The following is a 15,564-nucleotide window of genomic DNA, read 5'->3' as shown; positions in this document are numbered from 1 at the left end:
GGAATCGCGATGGAAAGCAAACGTCTGGATAATGCCGCGCTGGCGGCGGGGATCAGCCCCAATTACATTAACGCTCACGGCAAACCGCAGTCTATTGGCGCCGAAACCAAGCGGCGTTTGCTTGAAGCCATGCATCGCACCACCGCCGCCACGCAGGTGGCGGTGACGCCAGTTCCGAATGTCATGGTTTATACCGCCGGTAAGAAAATGTCGCTGGCGGTTGAGGGAAGCGGAGAGTTTAGCTGGCTGCTGACCACTGAAGATGGCGTACAGCACAAAGGGCATGCCATCGGCGGCAAATCTTTTCACCTTCCGACGAAACTGTCGGAGGGCTATCACTCGCTGACATTGACGCAGGGCGAGCTGCGCACCCACTGTCGTGTCATCGTGGCGCCAAAGCGCTGCTATGAACCGCAGGCGCTGCTGGAGGGGCAAAAACTGTGGGGCGCATGCGTTCAGCTCTACACCCTGCGTTCAGAGAAAAACTGGGGGATTGGCGACTTTGGCGATCTCCGCGCCATGCTGGTAGATGTGGCGCAACGCGGCGGCGCGTTTATCGGGCTTAATCCTATTCACGCGCTGTATCCGGCGAACCCGGAAAGCGCCAGCCCGTACAGCCCGTCATCACGTCGCTGGTTGAACGTCATATATATCGACGTCAACGCAGTGGAAGATTTTCATCTGAGCAAAGAGGCGCAAAGCTGGTGGCAGAAACCCGCGACTCAGCAAACCCTGCAACGTGCGCGGGATGCCGAGTGGGTTGATTATTCTGCTGTTACCGCACTGAAGATGACCGCGCTGCGCATGGCGTGGAAAAATTTCTCTGCACGTGACGATGAGCAGATGGCGGCATTTCGCCAGTTTGTGGCTCAGGAAGGAGATAGCCTGTACTGGCAGGCAGCCTTTGACGCGTTGCATGCGCATCAGGTGCAAGAGGATGCGTTGCGCTGGGGATGGCCGGTGTGGCCGGAAGCTTTTCAGTCGGTAGATTCGCCGGAGGTCAAACAGTTCTGCGCAGAGCATCGTGATGAGGTGGATTTCTACCTGTGGCTGCAGTGGCTGGCGTATACCCAGTTTGCTGACTGCTGGAAAACCAGCCAGAGTTTTGCGATGCCGATTGGACTGTATCGCGACCTGGCGGTTGGTGTGGCAGAAGGTGGGTCAGAGACCTGGTGTGACCGTGAACTGTATTGTCTGAAAGCCTCAGTTGGCGCGCCGCCGGATATTCTTGGGCCGCTTGGGCAAAACTGGGGGCTGCCGCCGATGGATCCGCACATCATTACGGCACGCGCCTACGAACCGTTTATCGAACTGCTGCGCGCCAATATGCAGAACTGCGGTGCGCTGCGTATCGACCATGTTATGTCGATGCTGCGTCTGTGGTGGATCCCCTACGGTGAAACTGCCGATCACGGCGCTTACGTGCACTATCCGGTCGATGACCTGCTTTCAATTCTGGCGCTGGAGAGTAAACGTCATCACTGCATGGTAATTGGTGAGGATCTGGGTACCGTTCCCGTGGAGATCGTCAGCAAGCTGCGCGACAGCGGCGTGTACTCCTACAAAGTGCTTTATTTCGAGAATGACCATGAGAAAAACTTCCGTGCGCCGAAAGCGTACCCGGAACAATCAATGGCAGTCGCGGCGACGCATGACCTTCCTACGCTTAAAGGTTATTGGGATAGCGGCGATTTGACGCTGGGTAAGGCGCTGGGCCTGTACCCGGATGAAGTCGTGCTGCGGGGGTTGTATCAGGACCGGGAGCTGGCGAAACAGGGGCTGCTGGACGCGCTGCACAAATACGGCTGCCTGCCAAAACGTGCTGGTCACAAGGCGTCACTGATGTCGATGACGCCGATTCTTAATCGCGGCATGCAACGCTACATCGCTGACAGCAACAGCGCGTTGCTGGGCCTGCAACCGGAAGACTGGCTGGATATGGCTGAACCGGTCAACATTCCGGGGACCAGCGACCAGTACAAAAACTGGCGGCGTAAGCTCACCGCCACGCTGGAGCAGATGTTTGCAGATGAGGGCGTGAACAAGCTGATTAAGGATTTGGATAAGCGGCGAAAAGCAGCGGCGAAGAAGAAGTAAAGAAATTAAGCCGGGTAGGCGCTAGCGCCACCCGGCTTTTTTACATCAGATTGCCATATTTAACAGCAGGCACCCTACCAGGCCGCATACTGAAATAATGGTTTCCAGCATTGACCATGACTTGATGGTTTCACCGATAGTCAGGTTGAAGTACTCCTTGAACAGCCAGAAGCCAGGATCGTTCACGTGGGAGAAAATGACGGAACCAGAACCAACTGCAATAACCATTAGCTCAGGGCTTACGCCGGTCGTTGCAATCAGTGGTGCCACAATCCCGCCAGCGGTGATTGCCGCAACAGTTGCAGAACCCAGTGCGATACGCAGGACCGCCGCAATAGACCATGCCATCAGCAGTGGAGACACGTTAGAGCCGTGCATCATTGAAGCGATGTATTTGTCGACGCCGCTATCAACCAGGACCTGTTTGAAGGCACCGCCACCGCCGATGATCAACAGCATCATCGCGATGATTTTGATTGAAGACACCAGCGTGTCGTTAATCTGATCCATCGAACGTCCGCGGTTCAGACCAAACGTGAACATCGCAATCAGCACCGCGATAAGCGTTGCCATAACCGGGTCACCGAGGAATTCTGCAACAGTCAGGAAAGCATGTCCTTTCGGCAAGATCATCTCTGCCACGGCGCGCATAGCCATCAGGATCACCGGGACCAGAGAGGTCCAGACGCTGACGCCAAAGCCTGGCATCTCTTCTTCAGTGAAGGTTTTCGCGCTGTACAGACCTTCCGGGATCGGCTTATCGATACCTTTCAGGAAACGTGCGTAAACAGGACCGGCGAGAATAACGGTCGGGATTGCCAGAATCGTACCAAACAGCAGGGTTTTACCCATATCTGCATGGAAAATAGTGGCGATAGCAGTCGGACCCGGGTGCGGCGGCAGGAAGCCGTGCGTTACGGACAGCGCGGCAGCCATCGGCACGCCAACGTACAGCAGCGGGATATTGGCAGCAGCGGCAATGGTGAACACCAGCGGCAGCATCAGTACGAAACCAACTTCGTAGAACAGGGCAAAACCAACGGTGAAGCCGGTTAATACCACCGCCCACTGAATATGTTTTTTGCCGAATTTAGCAATCAGGGTGGTTGCGATGCGCTGTGCGCCGCCGCAGTCCGCCAGCATTTTGCCCAGCATGGCGCCAAAACCCATAATCAGGGCGAGGCTGCCAAGGGTTCCGCCGACACCGGCTTTAATCGAACCAATGACTTTATCCAGTGGCATCCCTTGCATCAATCCGACAGCAAGCGCCACCAGGACGAGAGCGATGAAACCGTTCATTTTGAAACGGATCATCAGGAGGAGTAACAAGATTACACCGATAGCAACGATGACTAATGGCATGATTTACCTGGCCTTTACTTTGTTATGGGTAACGTCAGTGTTTAGATGACAAATTCCGATTGTCCCGACCGGGAACAGCGTATTCACAGCACCAATGCTGATTGCCCGTAAAACTAATCAGTTTCGCTGGCTGTTATGTGCGTCTTGGGTGCTGATACGAATGATACGGGTAACATACTGCGCTTGAAAATCACCTGAACAGGCAAAATTTAAATTATGAGAGGCTGGTCAAATTATGCGGGGGATTGTTGCAGGGTACGTGCAGAGAAATGTAAGGGCGTAGGCCGGATAAAGCGTTTACGCTGCCATCCGGCATCAAGGCCCGATGGCGACGCGGATGCGTCTTACCGGGCCTACAAGTCTGGTCGCTAGTAGTAAGAGTGCTCGCCACGCTGGTGTTCGGTTAAATCGCGAACGCCTTTCAGTTCCGGGAATTCAGCCAGCAGCTGCTTCTCGATACCTTCTTTCAGCGTCACATCGACCATTGAACAGCCGTTACAGCCGCCGCCAAACTGCAGAATGGCGTAGCCTTCATCGGTGATTTCCATCAGAGAGACGCGACCACCGTGGCCTGCCAGCTGCGGGTTGATCTGCGATTGCAGCATGTACTCCACGCGTTCCATCAGCGGCGCATCATCGGCAACTTTACGCATTTTGGCGTTTGGCGCTTTCAGGGTCAGTTGGGAGCCTAACTGGTCGGTAACGAAATCGATTTCTGCATCTTCCAGATACGGTGCGCTCAGTTCATCAACATATGCGGTCAGCAGGTCAAATTTAATGGCGGTGTCGGTTGCTTCCACGGCGTCCGGCGGACAATAAGAAACGCCGCATTCAGCGTTAGGCGTGCCGGGATTAATCACAAATACGCGGATTTGTGTCCCTTCTTCCTGATTTGCCAGCAGTTTGGCAAAGTGCGCTTGTGCAGCATCGGAAATATGGATCATAGTAATGGCCTAATAGTTGACTATTTTACTTGGTTATAATACGCCCATCATCGAGGCTCTACAAGGTTCGACACAGGCACCATACCTGGACAGTCGCCGCGCCGTTGCGTAAAAGCAGCTGCGCGATTTCCGCGACGGTACTTCCGGTAGTGACGACATCATCCACAATAACCATATGGAGTCCCTGCACCGGCAATTCAAGGCGAAAGGCGTTTTTCAGGTTACGTTTACGCAATCGGGCGCTGAGATGGTGCTGCGTGGCGGTTGCCCGAACCCGCGATATGGTCCGGCTGTCCCAGTCGCAGCCCAGCCAGCGCGCCAGTGGGCGACACAGTAATTCGCTCTGATTAAACCCCCTGCGCCAGTGCCGTCGCTGCCAGAGCGGTACGCTGATGAGCCTGTCTGGCAGAGGAAGACCGCTGACGCGCCGTGCCTGCAATACCTCCAGCAACAGCAGACGTGCCAGCGCAGGGGCTATTTCGCTGTACCGTGAAAATTTAAGCTGGTGGATAAGCCCGCTTACTGGCGGAACATAATCGCTGACTGAAACCAGGCGCTGCCACGGCGGTGGTTTTTGTAGGCAACGACCACAGGGAAGCGAGGTGTAAATGGCCGGTAGCCCGCACTGTGGGCACAGGCTGTCATGCTGGCGTACTGCCCGTGTGCAGACAGAGCAAATTCCCCAATGCCCCAACCTCAGCGGCATTCGGCATAGCCAGCATAATCCTGGTACTGTTAGCATAGAGACATCCTTGTTAGCTAAAAGAGAACAGTAACTGATGAATGACATCTGGTGGCAGACCCAGGGTTCGGGAAATTGCCATCTTGTGCTGCTGCACGGATGGGGACTGAATGCAGAGGTGTGGCATTGCATAAGCGAGGAACTGAGCTCGCATTTCACGCTGCATCTTGTCGACTTACCGGGATTTGGCCGCAGCCAGGGTTTCGGCGCGATGTCGCTGGAAGAGATGGCTGAGCGAGTATTAAAACAGGCACCGGAGAAAGCCATTTGGCTCGGCTGGAGCCTGGGCGGGCTGGTTGCAAGCCAGGTGGCGTTAACCCATCCTGAGCGTGTTCAGGCGCTGGTGACCGTGGCCTCTTCCCCTTGCTTTAGCGCGCGCGAGGAGTGGCCAGGCATCAAGCCAGAAGTGCTGGCAGGCTTCCAGCAGCAGCTGAGCGAAGATTTCCAGCGTACAGTGGAGCGTTTTCTGGCATTGCAAACGATGGGTACGGAAACCGCGCGTCAGGATGCGCGAGCGTTGAAGAAAACGGTGCTGGCTTTACCCATGCCGGACGTCGAGGTGCTTAATGGCGGGCTGGAGATCCTGAAAACGGTCGATCTGCGAGAACCGCTGTGCGCGGTGGAAATGCCTTTCCTGCGGTTGTACGGCTACCTCGATGGCCTGGTGCCGCGCAAAGTGGTCCCGATGCTGGATGCACTGTGGCCGCAGAGCGAGTCTTTGGTGTTTGCTAAGGCGGCGCATGCGCCGTTTATCTCGCATCCGGCGGAGTTCTGCTCAGCGCTGGTGGCGTTAAAACAGCGGCTATAAATCCGCTGTTTTGCCCGGTAGAATCATGCTGCCGGGCTGGGGATTAATGGCTGCACGTAGCCAGATCCTCAGCAGTCAGGCCGGTGATTCTGCAGATAGTCAGCGGGTCTATGCCATCAACCTGCATGGTTGTTGCAATGCGCAGAGCTTCCTCACGTTTGCCTTGTTGCAAACCCTCTCGTAACCCCTCTTGTAATCCCTCTCGTAACCCCTCTTGTAATCCCTCTCGTAACCCTTTCCTGTGACCTTCCTGAAGACCATTAAGGTGCCCTTCCTGACGTAATCTTTCGGCAATAGTCATCAACTTTTCCTTGTGTTGAGGTAAACGTTCGGCGACCTGGTGAATAAATTCGCTAAAACGCGCGGTGTCCCCGGCCTGCATCAGGTAATTAAACAGGGCTTTCAACTGGTTGTCATTAGCGTGTCCTTTAACAAGCAGGATGGCGAGTTTTTCTACTAACCCCATCAAATCGCGTTTACGTATATGTTTTTGGATGAGCTCCAGCAGCGCCATCCGGCGGTGCTGCATAATCTCGTCATCGGGTACAACGGTGATATCGATCAGTGGAAACGCGGTGCTATAAAGTTGTCTGGCGGACTCCGGGTCATCAAACTCGTCCAGCCAACAAAGTGAATAGGGATATGGGCTGACGGTACCATGATAAAAAAGTAGGGGGATCACCAACGGTAGTTGCTTATGGCCCGCGTCCAGATGCCTCTGCATTACGGCAATGGCATAGCGCATGAGGCGAAATGCCATATGAGCATCCGCGGTACTCTGATGTTCAATGATGGTGTAAATGTAGCCATCGCCTTCACGAGTTTTCAGCGACCACAACACGTCTGAATAGTACGCGCGCAAATCATCTTCAATAAAGCTGCCCGATTCCAGTTGTAGTGTGTTCAGATCGCAAAGTGCACGCAAAGAGTCGGGTAGATGAAGTTGCAGAAAATCGCGGGCGGTCGCTGGGTGGTTCAAAAACGTTTTGAAAATCGCGTCATGCGGCGTAGCTGTCGTGTCAGTATTCATGGCGATCCGTCACCTGGGAAATAAGATGACGAGACTCTACTTGCTCGATCGACAGTAATCATCCACGAGTTGATAGTTCTGCGCGGAAGGCTGAGGGATAGATCTGTTTTGCTGAAACAGTGAAATCGTTGTGGGAGCCGTTACGCAAAAAGCCGAATATCAGCATAAACGCTGAATCCGGCAGGAGCGGCACACTAGCGTAAAGCCCACCATTCGCGCAGGCAGGCTTTACCTTCCGGGCAACTTTTGCAGCTTCCGGAAAGACACCCATCGGCATCTTCCTGAATCCGCACCGCTTTGCCCATCTTTTCTAACTGATTCAGCATGGCGTCAATCATCGGCTGCGGGGTGTGCAGCGTGTGGCTAATTTGTGTTGCCTCCATGCGCCCCCGCAAAGCCAATAAATCACGAACCTGAATGAGCGATGCCATTGTCGATAACCTTAGTGGCAATCGCCAGTGGTGCTGGAGCAGCAGGAACTTGCCGTTCTGTTGGTCGCCAGCAGTGCGAGGTCCACACGGCTGCGAGCTCGACGCAGCAGGCCCAGCAACACGATGTTAAACAGGATGACCGCTAAAATGCACACCAGGCTGTAGGTCGGGTGCTCTTTGTAGCTGACCGCCTGATAAAACAGCGTTGACAGTGAATAAGCGATATTCAGCCCCCACAAAACCGAGAAGCCCATCCAGCCACGGCTGGATTCACGTGCGATAGCGCCCATCACTGAAATGCACGGCACATACAGCAGCACGAAAATCAGGTAGCTGTACGCGGCGGCGGCGCTGCCAAATTTCTCACCCATCACGCCCATTGCGCCCGTCGCCATTTCTCCGTCGCCCTTGCTGGCTTCGATAGGGTTGGCCAGTACGCTCAGGCTGAAGGTGTCTTTCAGGCTTTGCCAGGTTTCATCCACCGCACCGAGCAGCTCGTCGCCAAGGTGGAAATCTGCCGGATTGAACTCTTCTTCCTGAATGTTTTCTGCGGTATAGAGCGTGTTCAGTGTACCAACTACCACTTCTTTCGCCATCGCGCCGGTGAACAAACCTACGGTTGCCTGCCAGTTATCTTCGTGAACGCCAATCGGTTTAAACACTGGAGTAATAACACGGCTAACGGAGGCCAGCGCAGAGTCGTTGATGTTGTCGACGATTTTTCCGCTCAGCGAGAAACTGTTAAACGCGCTGAGGAAAATGCTGACGATGATGATGACTTTACCCGCACGCAGAACAAAGCCTTTCAGGCGCTGCCAGGTCTGAATGATCAGACTCTTGATGTGCGGCACGTGGTATACCGGCAGCTCCATCACGAACGGCGTTGCTTCACCACGCATGATGGTGTGTTTGAGCATCAGGCCGGTCAACACCGCCATCACGATACCCAGTACGTACAGCGAGAAGACCGCCAGCGCACCGTTCTGACCAAAGAACGCCGCGGCAAAGACGGCGAAAATCGCCAGACGTGCTCCGCAGGACATAAACGGCGCCATCATGATGGTCATCAGACGCTCACGCGGGGCGTCCAGCGTACGTGCGCCCATCACGGACGGTACGTTACAGCCAAAGCCGACGATCAGCGGGACAAACGATTTGCCCGGCAGTCCCAGCGCCTGCATCAGACGGTCCATCACAAATGCGGCGCGCGCCATGTAGCCGGAGTCTTCAAGGAAGGAGAGGAACAGGTACATCATGCCGATTTGCGGTACCAGCGGTAGCACGGTGTTAATCCCGCCGCCAAGGCCCTGGGCCAGGAAGATGGTTAGCCAGTCCGGGAAGTGCAGCGTGTAGCCAATCCACTGAATACCATGGATAAAGAGTGCTACGGAGCCGACGTCAAACAACGGTTGCAGCGCGCCGCCGATGTTAATGGCGAGCAGGAACATCAGGTACATCACGAACAGGAAAATCGGCAGTCCGAGGAAGCGGTTAAGGACGATTTTATCTACCGCGGTGGTGAAACGGCTCGGCTCTGCCGTCAGAGTATTGCTGACGGTATCGCAGATAGCAGCAATGCACTGATAGCGCGCATCGGCGATATGCAGCGCCGGATCGTCCATTGTCTCGCTCAGACGAGCAACGGCAGCATCCAGGTTTTGCGCGGCATCACCGGCGTAAGCGCGGCTGTAGATATCGCCTTCCAGCATCTGCAGACCCAGCCAGCGGCGCTGTTTCAGTGGCATGTCTTTGGCCATCGCGTCGGCGAGGGAATCCGCTTCCTGCAACAGCGGCTGGGCATAATGGACCAGCTCGACGGTGTCGTTTTCTTTGTAGCGGTCGATCGCCAGTTTCAGCGCTTCAATGCCGCGGGCGCGGGTGGAAACCAGTGGCACCACCGGGCAGCCAAGACGCGCTGAGAGGGCGTCGATATCGATACGGATTTGCTGCTTTTCTGCGATATCCAGCATATTCAGAGCGACGATGCAGGGGATGCCCAACTCAAGCAGTTGCAACGTCAGGTAGAGGTTGCGTTCAAGGTTTGACGCATCGACCACGTTGATCAACAGATCTGCGTCGCCGCTCAAAATATAGTGACAGGCAATTTGCTCATCGAGAGAGGTCTGGGATGAGATTGTCGTCAGTGAATAGGTGCCAGGTAAATCCACCAGCGTGACCTGATGGTCCGTTGTGGCGAAATGACCTTCTTTACGCTCAACGGTAACGCCAGCCCAGTTACCTACACGCTGGCGCGCGCCGGTGAGCTGGTTGAATAAGGTTGTCTTGCCGGAATTAGGATTACCAATTAAACCAATGGTTAGTTTTTTCATTTTTATAGACTCACTGTATTAACAGGAAACCGCTTCCACTTCTAATAACGCCAGATCTTTCTTACGCAATACCAGGCTTACGCGACGCGTTTCGATATGGATAGGATCGCCGAGCGGGGCGACGCGTACCACGTTGAAGGAGGAGCCGGGCAGCATGCCAAGTGACAACAGTTTCTGACGATAAGCCGGGCTGATTTCACGGGCAAAGCCGGTAATTTTCCACGCACTGTCAGGAGTGAATTGCATAGGGGCCTACTTATATCTCGCTAACTGGATGATTACCTCATGGGGCGACAGGGCGGCATGAGACCAGATGATTAGCCAACGTAAGGAAAGAGTAAATAATCAACAAAACAATGATAATGAGAATGGTTTCTATCATCAATAGAATAAATGTGACGGAATGTAGAATTGAACAATAATTTGAGCCAATTTTGATATTTCTCAACATTTATTCCGCTTTGGAATGAATGTTTCTGCAGTGTCATTATTGACTTTCTTAATGTTTAATTAAGGTTTTATTTGTTAATGAGGTGATAAATATAAGGGGCGGAGAGAAGATAATATATTAAATATGCCGGACAGGGTGTTTACACCGCCATCCGGCACATGATCCAAACTTAGCGTTTTTTACCCATTGCCGCCGCCAGCGCATCCATCATGGCGCTGTTGCCCGCATGCTGAGTGTCACGACCGCGAGGTTTCGCGGCTTTAGGGGCCGGGCGATTGCCCTGAGCGCGATCGTTGTTCCCGCCGCCGCGACGCGCATTGGTTTCACCCGGTTGCTCGTCCAGGCGCATGGTCAGCGCGATACGCTTGCGTTGCAGGTCAACTTCCAGCACTTTCACCTTCACAATGTCGCCCGCTTTCACCACGGTGTGTGGATCGTCGACGAACTTATTCGACAATGAAGAGATATGCACCAGTCCATCCTGATGAACGCCGATATCCACAAACGCGCCGAAGTTGGTGACGTTGGTGACCGCCCCTTCCAGGATCATCCCCGGCAGCAGATCGTTCATGGTTTCTACACCATCGGCAAACTGTGCGGTTTTAAATTCAGGACGCGGGTCGCGGCCCGGTTTTTCCAGCTCTTTGATGATGTCGGTGACAGTCGGTACCCCGAAACGTTCATCGGTGAAATCGGCAGCTTTCAGATTACGCAGTTCGTCGCTGTTGCCCATCAGGTCACGCAGCGATTGCTCGGTGGCGGCCAGAATGCGTTCCACGATCGGGTAGGCTTCCGGGTGAACGGTGGAGGCATCCAGTGGGTTATCGCCATGGTTGATGCGCAGGAAGCCCGCGCACTGTTCAAAGGCTTTTGGCCCCAGACGGCTGACTTTCAGCAGTTGCTGACGGTTCTGGAACTGACCGTTCTCATCGCGCCAGGCGACGATGTTTTGCGCCATCATGCGCGTCAGGCCGGCCACGCGGGTCAACAGCGGAACGGAGGCGGTATTGAGATCGACGCCGACGGCGTTCACACAGTCTTCCACCACCGCGTCCAGCTTACGCGCCAGTTGTGTCTGGCTAACGTCGTGCTGATACTGGCCCACACCGATGGATTTCGGATCGATTTTCACCAGCTCAGCCAGCGGATCCTGCAGACGACGGGCGATAGACACTGCGCCACGCAATGAAACGTCGAGATCCGGGAATTCCTGCGCCGCCAGCTCGGAAGCAGAGTAAACCGATGCCCCGGCTTCGCTGACGATCACTTTCTGTGCGGTGACTTTCGGGAACTGTTTCTGCACGTCGAGGAAGAAACGTTCGGTTTCACGCGACGCCGTACCGTTACCAATCGCCACCAGCTCAACATTGTATTTTTCACACAGCGCCGCAACGGCAACGGCGGCTTTGGCGGCCTGACCGGTGTGTGGATAAATGGTGTCGGTCGCGACCAGCTTGCCGGTGCCGTCAACAACCGCCACCTTCACGCCGGTACGCAGACCGGGATCGAGGCCCATAGTGGCGCGCAGCCCCGCAGGCGCGGCCATCAGCAGATCGTGCAGGTTACGGGCGAAGACGTTAATCGCTTCATCTTCGGCACGTTCACGCACGGTGCCCATCAGCTCGGTTTCGAGGTGCATCAGCACCTTAATTCGCCATGTCCAGCTCACAACGCCTTTACGCCAACTGTCGGCAGGGGCGTTGTTCAGGCGCAGTCCCAGGTGGTTCTGGATAATCTGTTCGCCGTGGCTCTCTTTTGGCGGCTCATCGAATTGCGGATCGGCATTCAGCGAAAGCTGAAGCACGCCTTCGTTACGGCCACGGAACATGGCCAGCGCACGGTGAGAGGGCACGGTAGAGATCGGTTCGTGGTGATCGAAGTAGTCGCGGAACTTCGCGCCTTCCTCTTCTTTACCGCTTACCACGGTGGAGACCAGGTGGGCGTTTTTCCACAGGTAATCACGCACTTTCGCCAGCAGGGCGGCGTCTTCTGCGAAGCGTTCCATCAGAATGTAGCGTGCGCCGTCGAGTGCGGCTTTGGTATCCGCCACGCCGTTGTCGGCGTTGAGGTATTTAGCGGCTTCCGTTTCCGGGTCGTGAGACGGTTCGTTCCACAGCAGGTCTGCCAGCGGCTCAAGGCCTGCTTCAATGGCGATCTGCCCACGGGTACGGCGTTTAGGTTTGTACGGCAGATAGAGATCTTCGAGTTCGGTCTTACTTAACGTGCCGTTGATCGCTTTCGCCAGATCGTCGGTCAGTTTGCCTTGCTCGCCGATAGATTTCAGGATTGCCTGACGGCGGTCTTCCAGTTCACGCAGATATCCCAGACGGGTTTCCAGATTACGCAGTTGCGTATCATCCAGACCGCCGGTGATTTCCTTACGATAACGTGCGATAAACGGCACGGTGTTCCCTTCGTCAAGCAAGCGAACGGCAGCTTCTACCTGTTCAGCACGAGCCTGAATTTCACCTGCGATAATGCGGCAGAAAGAATCATTCATCATGGATAGCTTCGTCTATAGGATAAAAAATCAGGGGATAGTTATACGGATTGACTGGCAAAAATGCCAGTCATCTACGGGGGCTTCGGATTGTTCCGGTCTCACTTAACGTATTCAATCTCATTCACGTACCAGCTGGCTTCCCCGCCAGGGGTGTTCACCACCGCGAGCTCGCCGACCTCTTTTTTCAGCAGCGCCCGCGCCATCGGCGAATCGATAGAGATGTAATCTTTACGGCCGAAGATCTCATCGTAGCCAACAATACGGAATTTGCGGATGTCTCCATCGTCATTTTCAATCTCAACCCATGCGCCAAAGAAGACTTTGCCTTCCTGCTGTGGGGAGTAATCGACGATTTTCAGATTCTCCATACACTTGGTCAAATATCGGACGCGGCGGTCGATCTCGCGCAGGCGCTTTTTATTATACTGGTAGTCAGCATTTTCGCTGCGGTCGCCCAGACTTGCGGCCCAGGTAACCTTCTTGGTGACTTCCGGGCGCTCTTCACGCCAGAGGTAATTGAGCTCTTGTTTGAGTTTTTCATACCCTTCACGGGTTATCAGGGGCGTTTTCATCTTATTGTTTTGCCTTCGACTCTGTGATGATGCGCACAATTAGTATTACATGAGCATATCAACAGAATAAATAATGTATTGCGAGAAACATTGTATACTTAAGCTGCTGTTTAATATGCTTTGTAACAATTTAGCCTGGAATTCATACCAGAATTCGCTGGTGACTCACGCTAGCTTTCTTAAGAATATACACTTAATTGTTGCGAACCTTTGGGAGTAATAACAATGCAAGAGAACTATAAGATTCTGGTGGTCGATGACGACATGCGCTTGCGTGCGCTTCTGGAACGTTATTTGACCGAGCAGGGCTTCCAGGTTCGAAGCGTCGCAAACGCTGAGCAGATGGATCGTCTGCTGACCCGTGAGTCTTTCCACCTGATGGTGCTCGATTTAATGCTGCCGGGAGAAGATGGCCTGTCTATTTGCCGTCGCCTGCGCAGCCAAAGCAACCCGATGCCGATCATTATGGTGACGGCGAAGGGCGAAGAAGTGGACCGTATTGTTGGACTGGAAATCGGCGCTGACGATTACATTCCGAAACCGTTTAACCCGCGTGAACTGCTGGCGCGTATCCGCGCTGTACTGCGTCGTCAGGCAAACGAACTGCCGGGCGCGCCTTCCCAGGAAGAAGCGGTCATTGCGTTTGGTAAGTTCAAACTGAACCTCGGTACGCGTGAAATGTTCCGCGAAGATGAGCCTATGCCGCTCACCAGCGGTGAATTTGCGGTGCTGAAAGCGTTGGTAAGCCACCCACGTGAACCGCTGTCCCGCGACAAGTTGATGAACCTCGCCCGTGGTCGTGAATATTCTGCGATGGAACGTTCTATCGACGTCCAGATTTCCCGTCTGCGTCGTATGGTGGAAGAAGACCCGGCGCACCCTCGTTATATTCAGACCGTATGGGGTCTGGGCTACGTCTTTGTTCCGGACGGTTCTAAAGCATGAGGCGAATGCGCTTCTCGCCACGAAGTTCGTTTGCTCGCACGTTATTGCTTATCGTCACCTTGCTGTTTGCAAGCCTGGTGACGACCTACCTTGTGGTGCTGAACTTCGCGATTCTGCCGAGCCTCCAGCAGTTTAATAAGGTCCTGGCCTACGAAGTCCGTATGCTGATGACTGATAAACTGCAACTGGAGGACGGTACGCAACTGGTAGTGCCACCTGCATTTCGTCGGGAAATTTACCGTGAGCTCGGTATTTCCCTCTATTCCAACGAGGCCGCTGAAGAAGCCGGTCTGCGTTGGGCGCAACACTATGAATTCTTAAGCCACCAGATGGCGCAGCAACTGGGCGGCCCGACGGAAGTCCGCGTTGAGGTGAACAAGAGCTCGCCGGTCGTGTGGCTGAAAACCTGGCTGTCGCCCAACATCTGGGTACGCGTGCCGCTTACGGAAATCCATCAGGGTGATTTCTCACCGCTGTTCCGCTATACGCTGGCGATTATGCTGCTGGCTATCGGTGGCGCGTGGCTGTTTATCCGTATTCAGAACCGACCGTTGGTGGATCTTGAACATGCGGCGTTACAGGTGGGGAAAGGCATTATTCCGCCGCCGCTGCGCGAGTACGGCGCCTCTGAGGTGCGCTCTGTTACCCGAGCCTTCAACCATATGGCCGCCGGCGTAAAACAGCTGGCCGATGACCGTACGCTGTTAATGGCGGGCGTGAGCCATGATTTACGCACCCCGCTGACGCGTATCCGTCTGGCGACGGAAATGATGGGCGAAGAAGACGGATACCTCGCGGAGTCCATCAATAAGGACATTGAAGAGTGTAATGCCATTATCGAACAGTTCATCGATTATCTGCGGACGGGTCAGGAGATGCCGATGGAGATGGCCGATCTGAACTCGGTATTAGGTGAAGTGATCGCGGCAGAAAGTGGTTACGAGCGTGAAATTGATACTGCATTACGCCCAGGCGTCATTCAGGTGAAGATGCACCCACTGTCTATCAAGCGCGCGGTTGCTAATATGGTGGTTAACGCCGCTCGCTACGGTAATGGCTGGATTAAGGTCAGTAGCGGTATGGAAGCGCATCGCGCCTGGTTCCAGGTCGAAGATGACGGGCCGGGTATCAAACCGGAACAGCGTCAACACCTGTTCCAGCCGTTTGTGCGCGGTGACAGCGCGCGTAGCACCAGCGGCACGGGCCTGGGACTGGCGATTGTACAGCGTATTATTGATAACCATAACGGTATGCTGGAAATTGGCACCAGTGAGCGAGGCGGGCTGTCGATACGCGCCTGGCTTCCGGTTCCATTCACGCGCACGCAGGGGACAACGAAAGACGCGTAG

Annotated in this window: 13 protein-coding genes; 4 read left to right on the top strand and 9 right to left on the bottom strand. The window is 54.5% G+C overall.

The annotated features are described in order from the left end of the window. The first annotated feature begins 9 nt into the window (after window positions 1-9). Window positions 10-2,097 (top strand): 4-alpha-glucanotransferase, encoded by a 2,088-nt coding sequence (malQ, locus tag AL515_RS22920; protein WP_061068740.1) that lies wholly within the window; start codon window positions 10-12, stop codon window positions 2,095-2,097. Between the two features lie 45 nt (window positions 2,098-2,142). On the opposite strand, the gene gntT is transcribed toward malQ, so the two are convergent. From gntT to gntX, 3 genes are all read right to left on the bottom strand, one after another. After that, the gene (gene gntT, locus AL515_RS22915) at window positions 2,143-3,459 is read right to left on the bottom strand and encodes a gluconate transporter (protein WP_032950402.1); all 1,317 of its coding nucleotides are present in this window, start codon (window positions 3,457-3,459) and stop codon (window positions 2,143-2,145) included. Between the two features lie 368 nt (window positions 3,460-3,827). Continuing rightward, window positions 3,828-4,403 carry a Fe-S biogenesis protein NfuA gene (nfuA, locus tag AL515_RS22910; protein WP_003023509.1) on the bottom strand — a complete coding sequence of 192 codons (576 nt, stop codon included), beginning with the start codon at window positions 4,401-4,403 and terminating at the stop codon, window positions 3,828-3,830. Between the two features lie 58 nt (window positions 4,404-4,461). Further along, window positions 4,462-5,145, bottom strand: a complete 684-nt coding sequence (gntX, locus tag AL515_RS22905) for a DNA utilization protein GntX (protein WP_061068739.1) — start codon at window positions 5,143-5,145, stop codon at window positions 4,462-4,464. 37 nt (window positions 5,146-5,182) lie between these two features. Between gntX and bioH the strand changes: the two genes are divergently transcribed. Continuing rightward, on the top strand, window positions 5,183-5,953 hold the full coding sequence (gene bioH / locus AL515_RS22900) for a pimeloyl-ACP methyl ester esterase BioH (RefSeq protein ID WP_061068738.1): 771 nt from the start codon (window positions 5,183-5,185) through the stop codon (window positions 5,951-5,953). A gap of 43 nt (window positions 5,954-5,996) precedes the next feature. Here the strand turns inward: bioH and AL515_RS22895 are convergent, their stop codons facing one another. The 6 genes from AL515_RS22895 to greB all read right to left on the bottom strand — a co-directional run bounded on the left by AL515_RS22895 (window position 5,997) and on the right by greB (window position 13,270). Further along, entirely contained in the window at window positions 5,997-6,983 is a 987-nt protein-coding gene (locus AL515_RS22895; protein ID WP_061068737.1) for an Rpn family recombination-promoting nuclease/putative transposase, read from the bottom strand. Window positions 6,984-7,177: 194 nt separating this feature from the next. Next, the gene (feoC, locus tag AL515_RS22890; RefSeq protein ID WP_003023516.1) at window positions 7,178-7,414 is read right to left on the bottom strand and encodes a [Fe-S]-dependent transcriptional repressor FeoC; all 237 of its coding nucleotides are present in this window, start codon (window positions 7,412-7,414) and stop codon (window positions 7,178-7,180) included. Window positions 7,415-7,425: 11 nt separating this feature from the next. Beyond that, complete coding sequence (gene feoB / locus AL515_RS22885) at window positions 7,426-9,744, bottom strand: Fe(2+) transporter permease subunit FeoB (RefSeq protein ID WP_061068736.1); 2,319 nt, start codon at window positions 9,742-9,744, stop codon at window positions 7,426-7,428. 18 nt (window positions 9,745-9,762) lie between these two features. After that, window positions 9,763-9,990, bottom strand: a complete 228-nt coding sequence (gene feoA, locus AL515_RS22880) for a ferrous iron transporter A (RefSeq protein ID WP_003023519.1) — start codon at window positions 9,988-9,990, stop codon at window positions 9,763-9,765. Window positions 9,991-10,364: 374 nt separating this feature from the next. Next, window positions 10,365-12,698 carry a Tex family protein gene (locus AL515_RS22875; protein ID WP_061068735.1) on the bottom strand — a complete coding sequence of 778 codons (2,334 nt, stop codon included), beginning with the start codon at window positions 12,696-12,698 and terminating at the stop codon, window positions 10,365-10,367. A gap of 98 nt (window positions 12,699-12,796) precedes the next feature. Continuing rightward, the gene (greB, locus tag AL515_RS22870; RefSeq protein ID WP_061068734.1) at window positions 12,797-13,270 is read right to left on the bottom strand and encodes a transcription elongation factor GreB; all 474 of its coding nucleotides are present in this window, start codon (window positions 13,268-13,270) and stop codon (window positions 12,797-12,799) included. Between the two features lie 225 nt (window positions 13,271-13,495). On the opposite strand from greB, the gene ompR reads away from it, so the two are divergent. Together ompR and envZ are read left to right on the top strand one after the other, a co-directional pair. Further along, on the top strand, window positions 13,496-14,215 hold the full coding sequence (ompR, locus tag AL515_RS22865; protein WP_001157751.1) for an osmolarity response regulator transcription factor OmpR: 720 nt from the start codon (window positions 13,496-13,498) through the stop codon (window positions 14,213-14,215). Next, a complete protein-coding gene (gene envZ, locus AL515_RS22860) occupies window positions 14,212-15,564 on the top strand; it encodes a two-component system sensor histidine kinase EnvZ (protein ID WP_048213556.1) in 1,353 nt (450 codons plus the stop codon). Before ompR ends, envZ begins: the two co-directional genes overlap by 4 nt.

The sequence above is a fragment of the Citrobacter sp. FDAARGOS_156 genome, from assembly GCF_001559235.2.
Taxonomy (GTDB): Bacteria; Pseudomonadota; Gammaproteobacteria; order Enterobacterales; family Enterobacteriaceae; genus Citrobacter; species Citrobacter youngae.
This window is presented reverse-complemented; position numbering and strand designations above follow the sequence as displayed.